This window comes from Pseudomonas sp. M2(2023), assembly GCF_030263955.1.
GTDB classification, from domain to species: Bacteria; Pseudomonadota; Gammaproteobacteria; order Pseudomonadales; family Pseudomonadaceae; genus Aquipseudomonas; species Aquipseudomonas asiatica.
This window is the reverse complement of record NZ_CP127114.1, coordinates 1333214-1352491: the sequence shown is the minus strand read 5'-3', so window position 1 is coordinate 1352491 and position 19278 is coordinate 1333214. Positions and strand designations below refer to the sequence as shown.

The 19278-nt window shown below is 62.9% G+C and carries 18 protein-coding genes; 6 read left to right on the top strand and 12 right to left on the bottom strand.

Annotation, left to right across the window (positions count from 1 at the left end; all coding sequences use genetic code 11):
- The first annotated feature begins 217 nt into the window (after positions 1 to 217).
- Positions 218 to 1396: an MFS transporter gene (locus QN085_RS06320; protein WP_196184197.1), complete on the top strand. Its 1179-nt coding sequence runs from the start codon at positions 218 to 220 to the stop codon at positions 1394 to 1396.
- Positions 1397 to 1626: 230 nt separating this feature from the next.
- A complete protein-coding gene (locus tag QN085_RS06315) occupies positions 1627 to 5103 on the top strand; it encodes a hybrid sensor histidine kinase/response regulator (protein WP_039614586.1) in 3477 nt (1158 codons plus the stop codon).
- Here QN085_RS06315 and QN085_RS06310 read toward each other — a convergent pair.
- A complete protein-coding gene (locus QN085_RS06310; RefSeq protein WP_161551463.1) occupies positions 5075 to 6448 on the bottom strand; it encodes a DNA recombination protein RmuC in 1374 nt (457 codons plus the stop codon). The genes QN085_RS06315 and QN085_RS06310 overlap by 29 nt on opposite strands.
- Positions 6449 to 6740: 292 nt before the next feature.
- Positions 6741 to 7160 carry a tetratricopeptide repeat protein gene (locus tag QN085_RS06305; RefSeq protein ID WP_024086418.1) on the bottom strand — a complete coding sequence of 140 codons (420 nt, stop codon included), beginning with the start codon at positions 7158 to 7160 and terminating at the stop codon, positions 6741 to 6743.
- 952 nt (positions 7161 to 8112) lie between these two features.
- On the opposite strand from QN085_RS06305, the gene QN085_RS06300 reads away from it, so the two are divergent.
- The 3 genes from QN085_RS06300 to QN085_RS06290 all read left to right on the top strand — a co-directional run bounded on the left by QN085_RS06300 (position 8113) and on the right by QN085_RS06290 (position 10497).
- Positions 8113 to 8337 (top strand): hypothetical protein, encoded by a 225-nt coding sequence (locus tag QN085_RS06300; protein WP_003257337.1) that lies wholly within the window; start codon positions 8113 to 8115, stop codon positions 8335 to 8337.
- 249 nt (positions 8338 to 8586) lie between these two features.
- A complete protein-coding gene (locus QN085_RS06295; RefSeq protein WP_003257336.1) occupies positions 8587 to 9069 on the top strand; it encodes a hypothetical protein in 483 nt (160 codons plus the stop codon).
- Positions 9070 to 9216: 147 nt separating this feature from the next.
- Positions 9217 to 10497, top strand: coding sequence for an OmpP1/FadL family transporter (locus tag QN085_RS06290; RefSeq protein WP_013971392.1), 1281 nt, complete (start codon positions 9217 to 9219; stop codon positions 10495 to 10497).
- A 41-nt stretch (positions 10498 to 10538) separates the two neighbouring features.
- Here the strand turns inward: QN085_RS06290 and QN085_RS06285 are convergent, their stop codons facing one another.
- Positions 10539 to 11468: a LysR family transcriptional regulator gene (locus QN085_RS06285; RefSeq protein WP_013971391.1), complete on the bottom strand. Its 930-nt coding sequence runs from the start codon at positions 11466 to 11468 to the stop codon at positions 10539 to 10541.
- A gap of 114 nt (positions 11469 to 11582) precedes the next feature.
- Here QN085_RS06285 and QN085_RS06280 point away from each other — a divergent pair, with 114 nt between their 5' ends.
- On the top strand, positions 11583 to 11843 hold the full coding sequence (locus tag QN085_RS06280; protein ID WP_013971390.1) for a DUF2798 domain-containing protein: 261 nt from the start codon (positions 11583 to 11585) through the stop codon (positions 11841 to 11843).
- Positions 11844 to 12626: 783 nt separating this feature from the next.
- Here QN085_RS06280 and QN085_RS06275 read toward each other — a convergent pair.
- The 9 genes from QN085_RS06275 to cobU form a co-directional block, all read right to left on the bottom strand.
- Positions 12627 to 13178 carry a glutathione peroxidase gene (locus QN085_RS06275; RefSeq protein WP_196184211.1) on the bottom strand — a complete coding sequence of 184 codons (552 nt, stop codon included), beginning with the start codon at positions 13176 to 13178 and terminating at the stop codon, positions 12627 to 12629.
- Positions 13179 to 13224: 46 nt separating this feature from the next.
- Complete coding sequence (locus QN085_RS06270; protein WP_013971388.1) at positions 13225 to 13347, bottom strand: hypothetical protein; 123 nt, start codon at positions 13345 to 13347, stop codon at positions 13225 to 13227.
- A complete protein-coding gene (locus tag QN085_RS06265; protein ID WP_015269253.1) occupies positions 13344 to 14546 on the bottom strand; it encodes an MFS transporter in 1203 nt (400 codons plus the stop codon). Before QN085_RS06265 ends, QN085_RS06270 begins: the two co-directional genes overlap by 4 nt.
- Before the next feature lie 64 nt (positions 14547 to 14610).
- Positions 14611 to 15015, bottom strand: coding sequence for a MarR family winged helix-turn-helix transcriptional regulator (locus QN085_RS06260; RefSeq protein ID WP_013971386.1), 405 nt, complete (start codon positions 15013 to 15015; stop codon positions 14611 to 14613).
- Positions 15016 to 15075: 60 nt separating this feature from the next.
- Complete coding sequence (locus QN085_RS06255) at positions 15076 to 16191, bottom strand: glycoside hydrolase family 5 protein (protein ID WP_169775177.1); 1116 nt, start codon at positions 16189 to 16191, stop codon at positions 15076 to 15078.
- 225 nt (positions 16192 to 16416) lie between these two features.
- The gene (locus QN085_RS06250; protein WP_013971384.1) at positions 16417 to 17139 is read right to left on the bottom strand and encodes an adenosylcobinamide-GDP ribazoletransferase; all 723 of its coding nucleotides are present in this window, start codon (positions 17137 to 17139) and stop codon (positions 16417 to 16419) included.
- Position 17140: 1 nt separating this feature from the next.
- Positions 17141 to 17707 carry a histidine phosphatase family protein gene (locus QN085_RS06245; protein WP_013971383.1) on the bottom strand — a complete coding sequence of 189 codons (567 nt, stop codon included), beginning with the start codon at positions 17705 to 17707 and terminating at the stop codon, positions 17141 to 17143.
- Positions 17704 to 18759: a nicotinate-nucleotide--dimethylbenzimidazole phosphoribosyltransferase gene (gene cobT, locus QN085_RS06240; RefSeq protein WP_285689930.1), complete on the bottom strand. Its 1056-nt coding sequence runs from the start codon at positions 18757 to 18759 to the stop codon at positions 17704 to 17706. The genes QN085_RS06245 and cobT overlap by 4 nt, the downstream gene beginning before the upstream one ends.
- Positions 18756 to 19277, bottom strand: coding sequence for a bifunctional adenosylcobinamide kinase/adenosylcobinamide-phosphate guanylyltransferase (cobU, locus tag QN085_RS06235; protein ID WP_024086412.1), 522 nt, complete (start codon positions 19275 to 19277; stop codon positions 18756 to 18758). Before cobU ends, cobT begins: the two co-directional genes overlap by 4 nt.
- Between the last annotated feature and the right edge of the window lies 1 nt (position 19278).

Genomic DNA, 19278 nt, shown 5'->3' with positions numbered 1-19278 from the left:
GCGACAAGCCACAAATCTGCATGGGAAATGCACTGACTGGCAAGCGCTCAAGGATTTTGGAGGGCTGTACCGGCCCTTTCGCGGGCACGCCCGCTCCCACAGGGATATCACATGCCTTGAGGGCATGTGAGAGCGGGTGTGGCCGCGAAAGGCCTGCGCAGCAGGCCTCTGTTGGCATATGCTGGCCCCCGGCAAAACAGAACAACAAGGATGTGTAATGCTCGCCGCCATAAAACGCTACCCGCACAGTGTGCGCCTGCTGCTCGGCACCACCTTCACCCTCACCGTCGCCCGTGCCCTTACCCTGCCCTACCTGGTGGTGTACCTGGCTGACAACTTCCAGCTGCCGATCAGCCAGATCGGCCTGCTGATCGGTGGTGCGCTGATCATCGCCTCGCTGCTGAGCCTGTATGGCGGCCACCTTGTGGATACCTTGCGCAACCACACCCTGGTCAGCGCCAGCACCCTGCTGTTTGCCCTGGCTTTCGTCGGCGCGGTCGCCAGCAACTCGGCGCTGCTGTTCTTTATCTGCCTGGTACTGATCAACCTGGCCCTGGCAGTGGTCGACATCGCTGCCAAGGCGGGCTTCTGCGCCTTGCTGCCGGTGGAGGAACGGGCCGAAGTGTTCGCCATCAAGTACACCCTCAGCAACGTCGGCTACGCCGCCGGCCCGCTGCTGGGCGTGGCCATGCTGGAACTGAACGACCATATGCCGTTCATTGCCTCCGCCCTGCTCGGCCTGGGTATGTGCCTGACTTACTGGCGCCTGGGGGACCGCGGCCTGCAGGCCAGTGTGCCGGACAAACCCGGGGTCGGCTTTGGCCAGGTGGCGCTGGGTCTGGCCCGTGACCGACGGCTGATATGCTTCACCCTGGGCGGGGTGCTGAGCGCGGTAGTATTCGGCCAGTTCACTGCCTACCTGTCGCAGTACCTGGTGGTAACCAGCAGCCCGGCCGAGGCGGCGCGCCTGATCGGTTACCTGGTTACCACCAACGCGGTGACGGTGATTGCCCTGCAGTACCTGATCGGCCGGCGCATCAGCCGCCAGCGCCTGATGCCCTGGCTGCTGGCCGGCATGGGCCTGTTCATCGCCGGGCTGCTGGGCTTTGCCCTGGCCGGTTCGGCGCTGGCGTGGTGCCTGGCGATGCTGGTGTTCACCCTGGGCGAGATCATCGTGATCCCGGCCGAGTACATGTTCATCGACCTGATCGCGCCGGAGCACTTGCGTGGGGTGTACTACGGTGCGCAGAACCTGTCCAACCTCGGTGCGGCGCTGGGGCCGGTGATGGTGGGGTTTGCCCTGGTACATCTGTGGCCGGGGGCGATCTTCTACCTGCTGGTGTTGTCGGTGATACTGGCGGGGTTGTTTTATTGGCTGGGTACCCGCAAAGGATGATGTCTGCTCTGCTGGCCTCTTCGCGGGTGAACCCGCTCCCACAGAACAGCGCCGCTTTCGAAGCCTGTGCAGTAGCTGTGGGAGCGGGTTCACCCGCGAAAGGGCCGGCACAGGTTAAAGAGAACCCTGCGACCACCTGCCACTGCGACCATCGTCTGCGCTGACGAAGCGGCACCTGCGTGCCAGACTGATTGATCGGGACCGCGTTATCTTTTTGCTTCGGAGTCTTCATGTCGTTGTCCAGCGGGCTGATCGCCGTGGTCGCCCTGGCCTATATGGCCATCATGTTCGCCATCGCCTTCTACGGCGACCGCCGCAGCACGCCGTTGCCGCCGAAGCTGCGTGCCTGGGTGTACAGCCTGTCGCTGGCCGTGTACTGCACCAGCTGGACCTTCTTCGGCGCGGTCGGCCAAGCCGCCGAACAGCTCTGGGCATTCCTGCCGATCTACCTGGGCCCGGTGCTGCTGCTGATCTTCGCGCCCTGGGTGCTGCAGAAGATGGTGCTGATCAGCAAGCAACAGAACATCACCTCGATTGCCGACTTCATCGCCGCGCGCTATGGCAAGTCACAGTCCCTGGCGGTGGTCGTGGCGCTCATCTGCCTGGTAGGCGTGCTGCCGTACATCGCCTTGCAACTCAAGGGCATCGTGCTGGGCGTGAACCTGCTGATCGGCGCCAACGCCGACGCCACCGGCACCCGCGTACAGGACACCGCACTGGTTGTATCCCTGGTGCTGGCACTGTTCGCCATCGTCTTCGGTACCCGCAGCCTGGACGTGACCGAACACCACCGTGGCATGGTCCTGGCGATTGCCTTCGAATCACTGATCAAGCTGCTGGCCTTCCTCGCCGTGGGCATCTTCGTCGTCTTCAACCTGTATGACGGCTTCGACGACCTGTTCAGCCAGGCCCGCCAGTCGATCCACCTCCAGGACTATTGGCAGGAGACCATCAACTGGCCGTCGATGGTGGTGCAGACCGCCGTGGCGATGATGGCGATCATCTGCCTGCCACGGCAATTCCACGTTACCGTGGTGGAGAACATCGAACCCCAGGACATGCGCCTGGCGCGCTGGGTATTCCCGATGTACCTGGCGCTCGCCGCATTGTTCGTGGTGCCGATCGCCCTGGCCGGGCAGATGCTGCTGCCGGGCACGGTGATCTCCGATTCGTTCGTCATCAGCCTTCCTCTGGCCGAGGCACACCCAAGCCTGGCCCTGCTGGCATTCATCGGTGGTGCATCGGCGGCCACGGGCATGGTCATCGTCGAGGCCGTGGCGCTGTCGACCATGGTCTCCAACGACATGCTGCTGCCCTGGCTGCTGCGCCGTACCAACGCCGAGCGGCCGTTCGAGGCATTCCGCCACTGGATGCTCTCGGTACGCCGGGTGACCATCGTGGTGATCCTGCTGCTGGCGTATGTCAGCTACCGCTTGCTGGGTTCCACCGCCAGCCTGGCGACCATCGGCCAGATCGCCTTTGCCGCCGTGACCCAGCTGACCCCGGCCATGCTCGGTGCACTGTACTGGAAGCAGGCCAACCGCCGCGGCGTATTCGCCGGCCTGGCTGCAGGTATCTTCCTTTGGTTCTACACCCTCGTCCTGCCGATCGCGGCGCACAGCCTGGGATGGTCGCTGCAGCTGTTTCCGGGGTTGGCGTGGCTGCACGGCAATCCGCTAAACCTGCCGATCAGCCCGCTGACCCAAGGCGTGGTGCTGTCGCTGGCGGGTAACTTCACGCTGTTCGCCTGGGTTTCCGTGCTTTCGCGCACGCGGGTTTCCGAGCATTGGCAGGCCGGCCGCTTCATCGGCCAGCAGACTAGCGCCAGGCCCAGCAGCAAGCCGCTGCTGGCGGTGCAGATCGACGACCTGCTGACCCTGGCCTCGCGCTTCGTTGGTGAAGAACGCGCCCGGCAGAGCTTCATCCGTTTCGCCTACCGCCAGGGCAAGGGCTTCAACCCCAACCAGAACGCCGACGGCGACTGGATCGAACATACCGAACGCCTGCTGGCCGGCGTACTCGGCACGTCGTCGACCCGCGCCGTGGTCAAGGCCGCCATCGAAGGCCGCGACATGCAGCTGGAAGACGTGGTGCGTATCGCCGACGAAGCCAGCGAGGTGCTGCAGTTCAACCGCGCCCTGCTGCAAGGGGCCATCGAGAACATCAACCAGGGCATCAGCGTGGTCGACCAGAACCTGCACCTGGTGGCCTGGAACCGCCGTTACCTGGAACTGTTCAACTACCCCGACGGGCTGATCAGCGTGGGCCGGCCGATCGCCGACATCATCCGCTACAACGCCGAGCGTGGCCTGTGCGGCCCGGGCGAGGCGCAGGTGCACGTGGCGCGGCGCCTGCACTGGATGCGTCAGGGCCGTGCGCACTCCTCCGAGCGCTTGTTCCCCAATGGCCGGGTGATCGAGCTGATCGGCAACCCGATGCCGGGCGGCGGTTTCGTCATGAGCTTCACCGACATCACCCCGTTCCGTGAGGCCGAGCAGGCCCTGCGCGATGCCAACGAACGCCTGGAGCAACGGGTGGCGGAACGCACCCAGGAGCTGTCGCAACTGAACCAGGCGTTGTCCGAAGCCAAGAGCCGTGCCGAAGCGGTGAGCCAGTCCAAGACCCGTTTCCTGGCTGCGGTCAGCCATGACCTGATGCAGCCGCTGAACGCGGCCCGGCTGTTCTCCGCCGCCTTGTCGCAACAGGCCGAGGGCATGAATGAAGAGGCCCGGCAGTTGGTGCAGCACATGGACAGTTCGCTGCGCTCGGCCGAAGAGCTGATCAGCGACCTGCTGGACATCTCACGCCTTGAAAACGGCAAGATTACCCCGGATGCCAAACCCTTTGCCCTCAACGAGCTGTTCGACACCCTGGGTGCCGAATTCAAGGTGCTGGCCGCCGAGAAGGGCCTGGAATTTCGCCTGCGCGGCAGCCGCCTGCGGGTGGACAGTGACATGAAGCTGCTGCGCCGGGTGCTGCAGAACTTCCTGACCAACGCCCTGCGCTACGGCAAGAGCCCGATCCTGCTGGGCGCACGGCGCCAGGGTGAACAGTTGTGGCTTGAAGTGTGGGACCGCGGCCCCGGCATCGCCGACGACAAGCTGCAGGTGATCTTCCAGGAGTTCAAGCGCCTGGACAGCCACCAGACCCGCGCCGAGAAGGGCCTGGGCCTGGGCCTGGCGATCGCCGACGGCCTGTGCCGGGTGCTGGGGCACAAGCTGGAAGTGCGCTCGTGGCCGGGCAAGGGCACGGTGTTCCGCGTCAGCGTACCAATTGCCCACCAGGCCGCACCGGCGCCCGCCGCCCCGGTGGAACAGGGCGGCCAGCCACTGGCCGGGCTGCAGGTACTGTGCGTGGATAACGAAGACAGCATCCTGATCGGCATGAACAGCCTGCTCAGCCGCTGGGGTTGCCAGGTGTGGACCGCGCGCAACCGCGCCGAATGCGAAGCTCTGCTGGCCAAGGGCATGCGCCCGCACCTGGCGCTGGTGGACTACCACCTGGACGACGGCGAAACTGGTACCGGGCTGATGGGCTGGCTACGCGCGCGCCTTGGCGAGCCGGTGCCGGGCGTGGTGATCAGCGCTGACGGCAGCAAGGAAACCATCGCCATGGTGCATGCCTCTGGCCTGGACTACCTGGCCAAGCCGGTCAAGCCGGCGGCCCTGCGTGCCATGCTCAATCGCCATCTGAGCCTGGTTCAGTAAGCGCTTCGTCCGGCAACGCCTCATCGGACAGCGCCCGCTCCAGCAGGTCGGCCGGCAGGCTCTTGCTGGCGCGGGCGCCCAGCAGCTTCAGCTGTTCGCTGCGGCTGACCAGGTTGCCGCGCCCTTCGCATAGCTTGTTACGCGCGGCAGCATAGGCCTTGTCCACCTGCTGCAGGCGGCTGCCCAACTCGTCCAGGTCCTGGATGAACAGCACGAACTTGTCGTACAGCCAGCCGGCGCGTTCGGCAATCTCGCGGGCGTTCTGGCCCTGGCGTTCCTGCTTCCACAGGCTGTCGATCACCCGCAAGGTGGCCAGCAATGTGGTCGGGCTGACGATCACGATCTGCCGGTCGAAGGCTTCCTGGAACAGGTTAGGCTCGGCCTGCAGGGCTGCCGAGAAGGCGGCCTCGATCGGCACGAACAGCAGCACGAAATCCAGGCTGTGCAGGCCTTCGAGGCGGTTGTAGTCCTTGCTCGACAGGCCTTTGACGTGGCTGCGCAGCGACTGCACATGCTGCTTGAGCGCAGCCTCGTCGTTGCCGGCGACGAACTGCTGGTAGGCGGTGAGGCTGACCTTGGCATCCACCACTACCTGCTTGTCGCCGGGCAGCATGATCAGAACGTCAGGCTGGAAGCGCTCGCCATCGGCGCTCTTCAAGCTGACCTGGGTCTGGTATTCGCGGCCCTTTTCCAGGCCGGCATGCTCCAATACCCGTTCGAGGATCAGCTCACCCCAGTTGCCCTGGGTTTTCTGGCCCTTCAGCGCCTGGGTCAGGTTGGTGGCTTCGTCGGACAGGCGCAGGTTGAGTTGCTGCAGGCGCTCCAGCTCCTTGCCCAGCGAGAAGCGCTCGCGGGCTTCCTGCTGGTAGCTCTCTTCCACGCGTTTTTCGAAGGCCTGGATGCGCTCCTTGAGCGGGTCGAGCAACTGGCCGAGATGCTGCTGGCTGGTCTGGGCGAAGCGCTGCTCGCGCTCGTCGAAGATCTTGGTAGCCATGTCAGCGAACTGGGCGCGCAGGGTGTCGCGGGCTTCCTGCAGGTCCTCCAGGCGCTGCTGGTGGCTTTCCTGCTGCTCACGCAGTTCGGCGTCCAGGCGTGCGGTCTGGGCCTCCAGGCGACGCAGTTCGGCTTCGCGGTTGGCACGTTCGAGGTTCCAGGCGTGAGCGGCATCACGGGCATTGTCACGGTCGATCTGCAGCAGTTCCAGCTCACGGCCCTGGGCGGCCAGCTGGGTCTGCTTGACGGTGTTGGCTTCGCTGAGATCGCTTATTTCATCGCGGCTGGCGTCCAGTTGCGCCTGCAGGCCGGCCAGAGCCAGCTGGGCAGCATTGAGGCGCTCTTCGAGCAAAGCCTGCTCGCCTTGCCGCGTGCCCTGGCGACGCTGCACCTGCATGACCCAACCCAGGCAAGGTAATGCACCTGCCACCAAGCCCAGCAGAATGCTGGCCAGATCCACTGTCATGCTTACCCCGAATGATCCTGGATGAATGCATCGCAGCTTATCAGCCTGAGCGGCGTGTTGCCTGTTCAGGCCTCTTCGCGGGTAAACCCGCTCCTACAGGGATTGCACAGTATCCGAGGTATAGCTATTCCTGTGGGAGCGGGTTTACCCGCGAAAAGGCCAGTGCTGGCAACACACCTCAGGCATGGAACCACTGCCGCAAAAGCCGCCGCGCTTCCTGCGACCCCTGCCCCGCCGCCAGCTCCAGCCAGTACCGCGCCTGCTCCGGCTCGTTGTGCTGGCACAGCCGCGCATACTCCAGTTGCGCGCGCCGATCACCGGCGCGGGCCGCCTGGCGCAGCAGTTCATGGCCAATACGCCGGTCACGGGCGTTGCCGCAATCACGGCACAACATCTGTCCCAGGCGGCTTTGCGCCACTACCACACCCTGACGCGCCGGCTGTTTCAACAGGCGCCCGGCCAAGTGCTTGACCTGCGGCTTGTCACCCAGGCGCGGGTTGTCGAGCAGCCACAAGGCCACTTTGAGGGAGAAACGTTTGGGGGGAGGCGCAGGCGTCGATGCAGCAGGGCTGGCGAGGTGTTTACCGCGAAACTTCATGAGCAACAGGATTGGCAACTCGAAAGGCGCGCCACTCTACCCTTTTTTTTGCGACATGGCCTTCCGATTTCTGCAGGATTGAAAAAATTTTCAATGATCTTTTCTTGACGTTTTCAAGTGGATGACCAACTGGCCTTCTGAAGCATGTCGATTGTCGGACAGTTCACTGTATTGCTGGCACGCCCGTCCTAGAGCAAGCGCCAGGGACAATCCACAGTTCCTGTGGATAACTCGGTGGACAACCCCCTGGCATCCCCCGCAAACCCCTATGAATTGGGGCTTTCGCTCAAACTGACGATTTTTTCACCAGCTAAAAATAGTGTTTTTTTTCATTGACTTAACCGGCCAGTCAAGGCATTGGCGAGGCTGTCATGGCATGCTGCAAGGCAGTTGCAAGCGCTGCTTCAAATGTGAACAAGTGCACCAAAAACCTTCAATTGAATGCACGAAATCGGTACATCAGCCCGGATAACGGCCTTTTGCAGCCCCTTCCCATCAGGGAAAATACGCGCCATACTGCGCGGCTAACCTGTACTTGCACGAAGTCCTTGCCAAGCACCTGTATTTTCGTTAAGGTGCGCATCGTTAGTACCAAGCTGAAAGTCAATTCTGGCCTCAAGCGTCCTTGCAGACACACTCCTCCCAAGGGTGGCGCTGCTGAAACCAGGACCGGCCCATTCGATGATTCACTCGCTAGCCCAGCGCTGTTCAAGCACGAATCACGTGACAGATTGATCAGGATCCCACCCCGACGGCCTAGAACCTTGGCCCCGGCGTGCTGCCTGCCCTCTGAAGTACCTACCAGTCAGCCCACGCGCCCACCTTTGATTGCGCTCCCTCTGGCTGCCCTGTTCCAGTCAGGTTCGTTCGTCCCTTAATAAAGGCGTCACTGGAACGTTTCTATCATGCACGGATCATAACCCCCGTGTTTAAAGCAGGAACCTCCAACAATATGCAAACTCATCATCAGATTCAGGCTGCCATTGGCACCCTCTCCCAGGCCTTCTCGCCGTTGAAGTGCCTTATCGTTGCCCCTCGCAAAGGCAGCTTCAGCTTCACCTTGGTAGACGAACACGGCGTCGCCTGCCACACCGAGCGCCTGTACCCCGAACAGTACAGCCGCAGTGAACCGCTGCAGGCGGTCATCGCCCGAACCCGCCAGTCGCTCACCGCGTGAGCGGCGAATGCTGCGGTATTCAAGCGCTGAATCATGCCATCGCAAGCCTGCCTGAACGTTCGTGGCGTAATTGCCTTAAGGTATATAGCCAAGTACGTCAGGCAGCAATCGATTTAAAAACAGCCCTTTACACCACGATTATCACACTACACTTCAACTCGAGCGGTGCTTGCCGCTTCCGGCGGGCCTGATCACTCACCAGCTGCCAAGCTCCAGCGCCCGTCCGGCCCTTAATTGCTCGAGGGCATCATGGGTATCGCGGCGAATGAATTGTGTCAGTATGTGATCCGACCCACCCTGGTCTACCTGAACCGTCACTGCGCCAGCGCCGAAGCCTTGTTGCTTGGCATCGCCGCCAGCCAGTCGGCCCTGGGGTCGGCCTTGCACGACCGTCGTGGGCACGGTCTGTACCGTATCGGCGAACACCGTCACCAGGCTATCTGGGACGACTATCTTGCCCGTGACCCCGACCTGGCCAGCCTGGTCCGCGGCCTGGCCAGCCAGCACGCCTTCCTCGGCGGCCCGCACCTGGAACTCACCGTCAACCTGCGTTATTCAACCGCGATTGCCTGGATGCTCATCGAAGAGCAGGCCACGCCACTGCCTGCCGCCGATGACCTCCTTGCGCTTGCGCGAATCTGGCGACAGATTTTCAACCCTCAAGGTCGCCTGCGCGACTTCACACACGCCTGGCATACCTGCATAGATCAGAGATTGCCGCAGGCATCTTAAGACGCGTCCTACAACGTGCCCGGAAAAAAGGGAATTTTGGTCGGATTGTCCTACAAAACCGCTCTATCTCCTGCGATTGAGGCTATAGCGCGGCGCGTGATTTGTTGGTAGCTTTTCGCCCCGGAGATCCCAAGGAGTTTTCTAATAATGAAAAAAGTAATGCTCAAAGCCTCCCTCGGCGTAGCCGTTGCACTTGCTTCCAGCCAACTGCTCGCCGCAGGTTTCGCGCTGAACGAACAAAGCATCAGCGGCATGGGAACCGGGTTTGCGGGACGTTCGTCTTCTGCCGAAGATGCCAGCACGGTGTATGGCAACCCTGCGGGCATGTCTCGCCTCAAGCGCGAACAGGTCACCGTGGGTGGCGCGGCTGTCATTGCCAAAACTGATATTTCGGGTCGTGGTAGCAATTTCGGGGGGGAAACCGATGGCGACATGGTCCCGGTCGTGGGTGTACCCATGGGCTATTACGTCAAACCGATCGATGATCACTGGAGCGTCGGTTTCGGCGTTTACGTGCCATACGGCCTGATCACGGACTACGGCAGCGACGACGCGGCACGCTACTGGGGCAAGAAGAGCAAGGTCGAGGTCGTCACCTTCCAGCCAACCATCAGCTATGCCTTCAACGACAAGGTGTCGATCGGTTTCGGTCCGACCATCAACCGTATCAAGGGTGAACTGGGCTCGAATCTGTCCAGCAAGGCGCTGCTGGGCCCGAACGGGCCGGATGGCGAAATCAAGATCAAGGGCGACGACACCGCGATCGGTTACAACATTGGCGTCCTCGTACAAGCTACAGACCGTACCCGCCTGGGCCTGACCTATCACTCGATGGTCGACTACAAGCTTGAAGGCGACACGCGAGTGTCGTACCCGATTGCAGCCCTCGGTCTGAACGGCAAATTCGACGCCAGCCTGAAAATAAAGACGCCAGAATCGGTGGACTTCTCGATCACCCATGAACTGGATGACCAGTGGACACTCTATGCGGGTAGCACCTGGACTCGCTGGAGCCGCCTGGAGAGCATCGTTGTCAAGAACGAAGCACCGGCGGGCTACCCACTGCAGACCATCACCGAAGAGCAAAACTGGCATGACACCTGGGCACACGCCATTGGTGCTGCCTACAAGGTGAACAAGGAGTGGACCCTGCGTGCAGGCTTCTCCGTCGACCAGTCGCCCACCAACAACCATGATCGCTCGCCGCGCATTCCTACCGGCGACCGCAAGGCTGTCAGCTTTGGTGCCGGTTGGAGCCCGAACGACGACATGACCATCGATGTTGCCTACTCGTATCTGTGGGAAGAGGATACCAAGGTGAACAATGTGTCCGGCTCGCCGACACAACAGGCGCTGAAAGGCACCTATCAGGCCAAGTATGAGAACAGTGCTCACGGTATTGGTGCATCCCTTACCTACCGCTTCTGATTCATACGCGTGACATGAAAACCGCCCTCGTGGCGGTTTTTTTACACCTTCACCTGCCAGTCATCGCCCAGGCATTCGCGCAGGTAGTCCATGAACACCTGTACTTTTGCGGTCATGGCAAAGCGGTCGGCCAGGCACAGATAGATATCCATCGGTTCGGTCTGGGCATAGGCCTGGCCGCTATCGCTGTATTCGAACAACGGCACCAGCGCCCCGTTATCCAGATGCGGCCTTACGATGAACTCGGCAAGGCGGGTGATGCCGCCATCGTGCAGCGCCATCTGGGTCAGGGCATCGATGTCGTCGCTGATCAGGACACTACCGAACTCTGCCTCGAACCGCAGCCCGTCGCGCATGAACCCCCAACGCAGGAAGCGTCCATCCACCGGGTAGCGGAACACCAGGCAGCGGTGCTCACGCAAGGCCTCGGGCGTGGCCGGCACGCCGGCGCTTTGCAGGTAACCGGGCGAGGCACAGCAAATGAACGGTATACGGGCGATATGCCGGGCCAGCAACTGGTCTTCGAGTTGCGGGGCAATGCGCAGGCTCACGTCCACATCCTCCCGCGCGTGGTTGACCCGGCGATCAGTCGTTACCAACTCTATCGAAAGCAGTGGGTAGCGGGCGCTGAACGCGGGTATCAATGGCGCCAGCACGTGGCGACCGAAGGCGGACGTCGAGGCAATGCACAGCCGCCCTTGGGGCTCACTGTCGGGGGTGGTGACGGCCTGCTCGGCCAAGGCCAGGTCGCGCTCGATGTGCCTGACGCGTTCGTAATACTGGGTGCCGGCGGGTGTCAGCGCCATACTGCGGGTGGTGCGGCTGAGCAGGCGAACCTGCAAGTGGCCTTCCAGGCGTGCCAGGTTCTGGCTAACCGCGGCCGGGCTCAGGCCCAGGTTGCGGGCACCGGCGGCGATGCTGCCGGCTTCGACCACCTTGATGAAACTGCGAATGGCGTTGAGCAGGTCCATGCTGAGCCCTTGGATTCGTAAGAATCTCTTTATAAAGAACTCAATGCGGCTGGTCTACAGCTGCTGCCGGGTGCGTTGCTAACCTGCGCCTCTACTTACTTTTCAGGAGTTCGCATGAGCAACCTGTCCCAGGCACGCGGCCGACGCAAATTGCACCCGGGCGCCACGCCCTACGTTTTTGCCTTCTACATGTCGTCGATCATGGCGCTATTGATGTGTTTCGTGATCACGGCAGCGAATGGGGGGGTCAACCCTGAATACCTTGGCAACGTGCTGAAGGCTTACCAGTTGGCGATGCCTGTGGCGTTCGTCTGTGTATTGATGGTCAGGCCGGTGGTTGTGCGGTTGGTGGCGATTACTGTGCATGCAAAGTGAAGTAACCCCAAAGCCCAGGCAAGCCCCCTGCTCTTGCTCTTGCTCTTGATCTTGATCTTGATCTTGATCTTGATCTTGATCTTGATCTTCGCGACTTCAGGAGGCCGAGCAGAGGGCTTGCGGAGGGAGGTGACGGGCATGGATGCCCGTCAAGCGCTGAGGCCCCATGGATGGGGCCTGCAGCGCGTACTCCCGGGAGCAAGACCGGCGCGAGGGAACCCCGTAGCGTAGCGGAGGGGCCGGATGATGGGAGCGCAGCGTTTTTTGGTTACTTTTTGTCGCGTTTGACAAAAAGTGACTCGCCGTAAGGGCGAAAAGGTGAGTATGCGTCGCCATCGTAAATGGACTATGCGCGAGATCAAGACCAGTACTTTTCCGCTCTTCGCTCTTCGCTCTTCGCTCTTCGCTCTTCGCTCTTGGCTCTTCGCTTTCAAGCGTGGGCATCAACAACAAGGTCAACATTCATTTTCGAAAGTGGCGCTTATTCACCTTTCCGCCCTTACGGCGGGTCACTTTTTGTCAAACGCGACAAAAAGTAACCAAAAAACGCTGGCTCCTATCATCCGGCCCCTACGCTGCGCTCCGGGGTCCCCTCGCTACGGGCCTGCTCCCGGGAGTACGCGCTGCAGGCCCCATCCATGGGGCCTCAGCGCTTGACGGGCATCCATGCCCGTCACCTCCCTCCGCAGTCCCTTCGCTCGGCCTCCTGAAGTCGCAATCGGCGGCGCCTGAACTATCGCGCACTTAGAAGCAAAAGCCGAAGCAAGAGCAAGAGCTGCTAGGTTATGGCTGGGAGGCAATGGCCTTTTCGATCGCTGCCCGGAATGCTGGATCATCCGGCTTGGTCAGGCTGGAAAAGTTATCAATCACCTTGCCCTTGCGGTCCACCACGTACTTGTAGAAATTCCACTTCGGCGCACTGCTCTGGCTTGCCAGCTCCGCGAACAGCGGTATCGCATCCGCCCCCCGCACCGACTGTGTCTTGGTCATGGTAAAGGTAACGCCATAGTTGGCATAACATACCTTGGCTGTCTTCTCGCTGTCGGCGTCCTCCTGCTTGAAGTCATTGGACGGCACGCCAAGCATTTCCAAGCCTTGCCCGTGATACTCCTTGTAGGTCGCTTCAAGCCCCTCGAACTGCGGCGCGAAACCGCAGTAACTGGCCGTATTCACCACCACCAAGGGCTTGCCGGCAAAGCGCTCGCACAGGTCCACCTGCCCCTTGCCTCGCAACTCTGGCAGGCTGCCCTGCAACAACGCCGGGCAATCGGCAGCCCAGCTCGATGCGCTGGCAACCAGGGCCAGCACCGGCACCGTCAACCAATGTGCACGCATGACTCTTTTCTCCCGCAAGACAATCCTCGAACTTGCAGGGTAGCGCCTAACAAACACTCATGCCCAGTTGCATCAACGCCATCCCGCCCTTGTGCCAGCCCCACCACACCAGCGCCAGCAACGACAGGGCGGCGAGGGCCAGTAGCCCTCGAGCCAGGTAGCGGTTCATGCGGCCTGGGCCTGCAGGCGGGCAACCGGGCGTTCGCGCACGGGCCAATTGAGGGCGGCAGCCAGCAGGCTGAGCAGGATGGAAATCTGCCAGACCAGGTCGTAGCTGCCGGTGCGGTCATACACCACCCCGCCCAACCAACCGCCCAGGAAGGCACCCAGCTGGTGGAACAGGAAGACGATACCGCCAAGCATGGACAAGTTGCGCACGCCGAATACGGTGGCAACGGTACCGTTGGTCAACGGCACCGTGGACAACCACAGCAGGCCCATGGCGATGCCGAACAGATAAGCACTGAATTCGGTCACCGGCGCCCAGAGGAACAGCACGATCACTACCGCACGCAGCAGGTACAACCCGGTCAGCAGGCGCGGCTTGGACATGCGCCCACCCAGCCAGCCGGCAGTGAAGGTACCGACGATATTGAAAAGGCCTACCAGCGCCAGCACCGTGGTGCCGGTAGTCGCGGCCAGATGCTGGTCGACCAGGTAGGCCGGCAGATGCACGCCAATGAACACCACCTGGAAACCACAAACGAAAAAGCCCAGCGCCAGCAACCAGAAGCCTGAGTGCGAGCAAGCCTCGCGCAAAGCCTGGCTCAGGGTCTGTTCGGCTCCATGAGTGGGCAGAGGCCGGTCGCGCAGCAGGCCGACGAAGGGCACGATCAGCGCCACCATCAGGCCCAGTACCAGCAACGCTGCGGACCAGCCCAGCCACTGGATAAGGCCGAGAGTGCCCGGCAACATTGCGAACTGGCCGAAAGAACCGGCAGCGCTGGCAATACCCATGGCCATGCTGCGCTTTTCCGCCGGCACGGCACGCCCGACCACGCCGAGGATGACCGAGAACGAGGTGCCGGACAGACCGATACCGATCAGCAAGCCGGCACTCAGCGACAACGACCAGGCCGAGTCGGCCATGCCCATCAACACCAACCCGGCAGCGTAGAGAATACCGCCAATGATCACCACCCGCGCCGCACCCATGCGGTCGGCCAGGGCGCCGGCGAACGGTTGCGCCAGCCCCCAGATCAGGTTCTGCAAGGCAATGGCGAAAGCAAACACCTCACGCCCCCAGCCGAAGTCCGCGCTCATAGGCGCCAGGAACAGGCCGAAGCCGTGCCGCACACCCAGGGATAGCGCCAGGATCAGCGCTGCCCCCACCAATACCCACCCGCTGGTTCGCCACACCGAAGTCATTGTCGTTATCTCCAGCACATCGCAAGGTTTTACGGGTATATACCCGCTTATAGTCGTATCAATTTCAAGCCAGCTGATTGAGCAAACGGACCAGTTCATCCCGCTGCCCTGCCCCCAGCCGCTCCACCAACTCTGCCTGTGCCTGTTCCCAGGCCGGATGGGCCGCGTGCAGCAATTGGGTACCGGCCTCGGTCAGCAGCACCACGCGGTTGCGTTGGTCGTCACCATCGGCCAAGGCCACCAGCCCTTCAGCCTCCAGCACCCGCAGGTTGCGGCCCAGGGTACTGCGCTCCAGGCCCATGGCCTCCGCCAGGGTGGTGATACTAGGACGATCGAGCCGCTGCAGATGGCGCAACAGGGAAAACTGGGCGACATTGACCCCAAAGCTGGCAAGGGCCTCGTCGTAATGCCGGCTCACCCCACGGGCGGCGCGACGCAGATGGGTGCAGATGCATTCACTGGTCAACATGGATACGTGTATATACCCGCGTCATCTGTGTTGCAAGAGTTTTCACGACTGTCAGACACCTCAGCCTGGGTTCAGCCGCTTGCGAATCGGCTCGAACTCAACCGTGGCCTTGCGCGGTAGCGGGTCTGGAGTGCCCTGCTCGATTGCCTGCCAATAGCGCCACGGCACCTTGGTCGAGCCCAGTTCGTAGTCCATGCCATCCCAGTTGTCTTCACGGAAGCTGTAGAAGGCCCAGTGCAACCGGTGGCGATCCAGCACGCTGAGCACGTCTTCCAGGTATTGCCGGCAGCCCGGCAGCCTGCGCATGCAGCCGAACTCACCCACCACTAGCCGCGAGCGGGGCACGTTCATGGCCGCAGCCCAATCCAGCGGCTGGCGCAGGTATTGCGCCACACGCTGGCCATCCCACTGCTGCGTCTGCCCCGCAAACGGTGCCGGGCCGGGATAGGCGATGGGTTGCTTGCGCGTCATGTTCGGTGCACTGGTCACCAGATAGGGCTCGTACATGTGCACGCTGTACAGCACCCGCTGGTCTTCCAGGGGAGCCGGCCAGTAACCGAAGGCGTCGGCGGCGGCGAACCAGCCGGCATCGAGCATGACCGGCGTGTCCGCGTCCTCCTCGCGAATGGCCGCTATCAACTGCCGATACAGAGCCGGCAGATCACGCGCACTGCCCTGCTGCCCTGCATACCATTGCTGCATTCGCCCAAGGTCGGCATGCTCGGCCAGGCCACCGTGCTTCTCCGGAGCGGGCTCGTTGACCAGGTTGTAGGCGGCGATGGCCGGGTGACCTTTCAGCTCACGGGCCAGATCCCGCCAGAAGGCCGCAGACTGCAACCAGTAGCGTTTGTCCTGCCAGAGGCGGTCGTCGAACTGGCCCTGGTTGTTTTGCGACCAGCGCATGCCGGGTAACGAGAGCGGTGAGATGACCACCTTGAGGCCGGCCTGGTGGGCGCGGTCGAGGGTAGCTCGCAGCGTGGCCAGGTCGGCGGCAGGCAGGCCTTGGTAGGCATCGGCATCGCCGATGAGGAAATCGCGTTCCGCCGGCTGCCATTTGTCGTAGGACAGCCGCACCCAGGTCGCGCCATAACCGCTCAAGGCGTCGAAGTAGGCTTGGTCAGGTGGCAGCCGGTTGAAGCTGTTGCCACCGTGGCGGGGGTAGTTCCAGAAAGCCATGAGATCGGCTGCCACGGCGGCAGGCCCCATGGCCAACAAAAACGCAGCAAGAATGACATGACGCATGGTGCCGACACTCCTCGACAGTTTGCGGGAGGGGCAAGCATACGCCAGTGAAAAGATGCCGGTTCTTGCTGAGTTTTTTCAGGAATTTACCGACACGTTAGGCTCAGAAACGCCCTACAGACACATCTGATTGCGCTCCTGCAGGGCCCAGAGCAAGGCTCAGAGGCCCAACGCCAACCCCAGCACCACGGCCAGTTCGAGCAACTCCAGCATTGCACCAGCGGTATCGCCGGTAGTCCCGCCCAGGCGCCGGCACATCAGGTGCCGCAACCAGGCAAACACCGCCAACGCCAGCACCACGATCCACCCGCCCAGGACCAGGCAGAAAAGCACACAGCCCAGCAGCACCCAGCCGGCCGCCTGCCGGGGCAGGTGCTCGGCCAGCGCCTGCCCCAAACCGCCCTGCCGTACATAAGGTGTACTCAGGAACAGCCCGAGCATCGCCGCCCGCCCGATCAACGGTGCCAGTAGCAACTGTGCGCCAATGCCCTGCTCGACCACCACCCACAAAGCGCAGAACTTCAGCAACAGCACCAGCACCAGGGTGACCACGGCAATCGGCCCGCTACGTGGGTCCTTCATGATCAGCAAGGTGCGTTCGCGGTCACCGAAACCGCCAAGCCAAGCGTCGGCGCTGTCCGCCAGGCCATCCAGGTGCAAGGCGCCACTGAGCAACACCCACAACGTGAGCAGCAGGGCCGCGTGCAGCGGCGCAGGCGTGCCCTGCAGCAGGTAGCTGGCCAGCCACAGCAACAGGCCGAACAGCAACCCGACCAGCGGGTAGCAGAGCAGCGAGCGCCCCACCTCGCGCGGCGCCGGCATGCCCGGCAGACTCACCGGCAGGCTGCTGAGAAACTGCAAGGCAATCCACAACGGCAACATGTCAGCGCCCCTCGACCCACTGGCCGTCGTCACCCGGCACCAATCGCATGAGCGCAGCGTGGCCGACTTCGACCTGCAGCAACTGCGCCCTTGGCAAACCACGGGCACGGGCCAGCAGCAGCCGCATCACGCCGCCATGGGTGACCAGCAGCACACGCTTGCCAGCATGCTGCTGGCTCAGGCGCTCGACAGCCGCCAGCACACGCTCGGCGAACGCCTCGACCGGCTCGCCATTGGGCGGTGTAAACGCGTAAGGGTCCGCCCAGAAGCGCCCCAGCGCGTCCGCCTGGTCTTCCATGATCTGCGCCGCACTACGGCCCTCCCAGTCGCCAAAATGCAGCTCCTGCAATGCCGCTTCGCGCTGCACAGGCAGGTTCAGCCGCTCGCCCAGTTCCTCGGCAAAACACGCACAGCGCTGCAGCGGCGAACTGACCAGCACCTCCCACGGGCCGGCTTCGGCCACGGCTTGACGCATCTGCGCCCAGCCCTTGTCGGTCAAGGCATCATCAAGGCTGCCACGCAGGCCGCCCTGTTCCGTTTCGCCATGGCGCAGCAGGTCGAGGATCATGCCGGGCGGTCCGCCACCGCAGCCTCGGCGAAGGTCGCCATCTGCTCGTGCAACGCACAGGCCAGGCGCAACAGCGGTACGGCCAGGGCAGCCCCACTGCCCTCGCCCAGGCGCAGGCCCAGGGCCAGCAACGGCTCGGCCTGCAAGGCGTCGAGCAAGGCTTTGTGCCCAGGCTCTGCGCCTTGGTGGGCGAACAGCAACCAGGCCCGACACTGCGGGTTGAGGCGCACCGCCAGCAGCGCGGCGACACTGCAGATGAAGCCGTCCACCAGTACCGCGATACCCGCCTGCGCACAGCCAATGTAGGCACCGGCCAAGGCCGCGATCTCGAAACCACCGACACAGCCCAGTGCCTGCAATGGATCGTTGGCGCTAAGGCCATGCAGGCTCAACGCACGCTCGATGACCTCGGCCTTGTGCCGCACCCCGGCGTGGTCCAGGCCGGTACCCGGGCCACTCAATTCAGCCGGCGGGCAGCCGAGCAACACGCTGGCCAGGGCAGCGGCAGCCGTGGTGTTGCCAATACCCATCTCGCCCCCGATGAACAGCTGCGCGCCCTGTTCGGCGGCGTGCAGGGCACTATCGCGGCCAGCCTGCAGGGCGGCCTGCAGCTGGCTCTCGGTCATTGCTGGCTGGCAGGCGAAGTTGGCGGTACCGGCGCCCAGGCGCAGATGGCGCACGCCAGGCAGTTCCAGGTGCGGGTCGATGGTGCCCAGGTCGACCACTTCCAGACTCGCCTGCAGCTGGCGCGCCAGCACGCTGATTGCCGCGCCACCACCGACGAAGTTGCGCAGCATCTGCCCGGTCACCGCTTGCGGGTAGGCCGAGATGCCTTCCTCGACCACGCCGTGGTCACCGGCAAAAATGCTGATTGCGGCGTTATCCAAGGTCGGCCGTTCACACCCCTGCAGGCCGGCCAGCTGAATGGCCAATCCTTCCAGTTGGCCTAGCGAACCGGCAGGTTTGGTCAGCTGCTGCTGACGGACGCGGGCCTGGTCCATGGCGGCGTTGTCGATAGGTTGGCAGGCGTCACGCCACCAGGCTTGGATCATAGTGCAGGTCCTTTGAGCATTAGGGGCAGGCCGGCCACAGTCAGCACCACGCGCTGACAGCGTTCGGCCACGGCCTGGTGCAGCCAGCCGGCCAGGTCGACATAACGACGAGTCAGCTCGCCCATGGGCACGACGCCCAGTCCGGTTTCGTTACTGACCAGGATGACCGTGCCCGGCAACTGTTCCAGGCAGGCCAGCAGCGCATCACGCTCCTCGGCCAGGCGCTGGTCGTCTTCGAGCATCAGCAGGTTGGTCAGCCACAGGGTCAGGCAATCCACCAGCAGGCATCGCCCTTCGGCCGCTTCGGCGCGCAGTACCGCGGCCAGGGCCAGGGGTTCTTCGATCAACCCCCAGCCATCGGGGCGACGCTGGCGGTGCAGCAGCACGCGTTCGTTCATTTCACCATCCAGCGGCTGGCTGGTGGCGATGTAGGTCACCGGCAGGCCACTGGCGCTGGCCAGCCGTTCGGCCAGGCGGCTCTTGCCCGAGCGGGCGCCGCCGAGGATCAGGTTGAGCATG

What these genes read in the sequence shown, in the direction of transcription:
- QN085_RS06245 (WP_013971383.1), bottom strand. Translation starts at nt 17,707, where the DNA reads ATGATCCTCGACCTGCTGCGCCATGGCGAAACGGAACAGGGCGGCCTG.
- QN085_RS06305 (WP_024086418.1), bottom strand. Translation starts at nt 7,160, where the DNA reads ATGAAGTTTCGCGGTAAACACCTCGCCAGCCCTGCTGCATCGACGCCT.
- QN085_RS06300 (WP_003257337.1), top strand. Translation starts at nt 8,113, where the DNA reads ATGCAAACTCATCATCAGATTCAGGCTGCCATTGGCACCCTCTCCCAG.
- cobT (WP_285689930.1), bottom strand. Translation starts at nt 18,759, where the DNA reads ATGATCCAAGCCTGGTGGCGTGACGCCTGCCAACCTATCGACAACGCC.
- QN085_RS06320 (WP_196184197.1), top strand. Translation starts at nt 218, where the DNA reads ATGCTCGCCGCCATAAAACGCTACCCGCACAGTGTGCGCCTGCTGCTC.
- QN085_RS06270 (WP_013971388.1), bottom strand. Translation starts at nt 13,347, where the DNA reads ATGAACCGCTACCTGGCTCGAGGGCTACTGGCCCTCGCCGCCCTGTCG.
- QN085_RS06295 (WP_003257336.1), top strand. Translation starts at nt 8,587, where the DNA reads ATGGGTATCGCGGCGAATGAATTGTGTCAGTATGTGATCCGACCCACC.
- QN085_RS06265 (WP_015269253.1), bottom strand. Translation starts at nt 14,546, where the DNA reads ATGACTTCGGTGTGGCGAACCAGCGGGTGGGTATTGGTGGGGGCAGCG.
- QN085_RS06275 (WP_196184211.1), bottom strand. Translation starts at nt 13,178, where the DNA reads ATGCGTGCACATTGGTTGACGGTGCCGGTGCTGGCCCTGGTTGCCAGC.
- cobU (WP_024086412.1), bottom strand. Translation starts at nt 19,277, where the DNA reads ATGCTCAACCTGATCCTCGGCGGCGCCCGCTCGGGCAAGAGCCGCCTG.
- QN085_RS06280 (WP_013971390.1), top strand. Translation starts at nt 11,583, where the DNA reads ATGAGCAACCTGTCCCAGGCACGCGGCCGACGCAAATTGCACCCGGGC.
- QN085_RS06260 (WP_013971386.1), bottom strand. Translation starts at nt 15,015, where the DNA reads ATGTTGACCAGTGAATGCATCTGCACCCATCTGCGTCGCGCCGCCCGT.
- QN085_RS06250 (WP_013971384.1), bottom strand. Translation starts at nt 17,139, where the DNA reads ATGTTGCCGTTGTGGATTGCCTTGCAGTTTCTCAGCAGCCTGCCGGTG.
- QN085_RS06285 (WP_013971391.1), bottom strand. Translation starts at nt 11,468, where the DNA reads ATGGACCTGCTCAACGCCATTCGCAGTTTCATCAAGGTGGTCGAAGCC.
- QN085_RS06315 (WP_039614586.1), top strand. Translation starts at nt 1,627, where the DNA reads ATGTCGTTGTCCAGCGGGCTGATCGCCGTGGTCGCCCTGGCCTATATG.
- QN085_RS06290 (WP_013971392.1), top strand. Translation starts at nt 9,217, where the DNA reads ATGAAAAAAGTAATGCTCAAAGCCTCCCTCGGCGTAGCCGTTGCACTT.
- QN085_RS06255 (WP_169775177.1), bottom strand. Translation starts at nt 16,191, where the DNA reads ATGGCTTTCTGGAACTACCCCCGCCACGGTGGCAACAGCTTCAACCGG.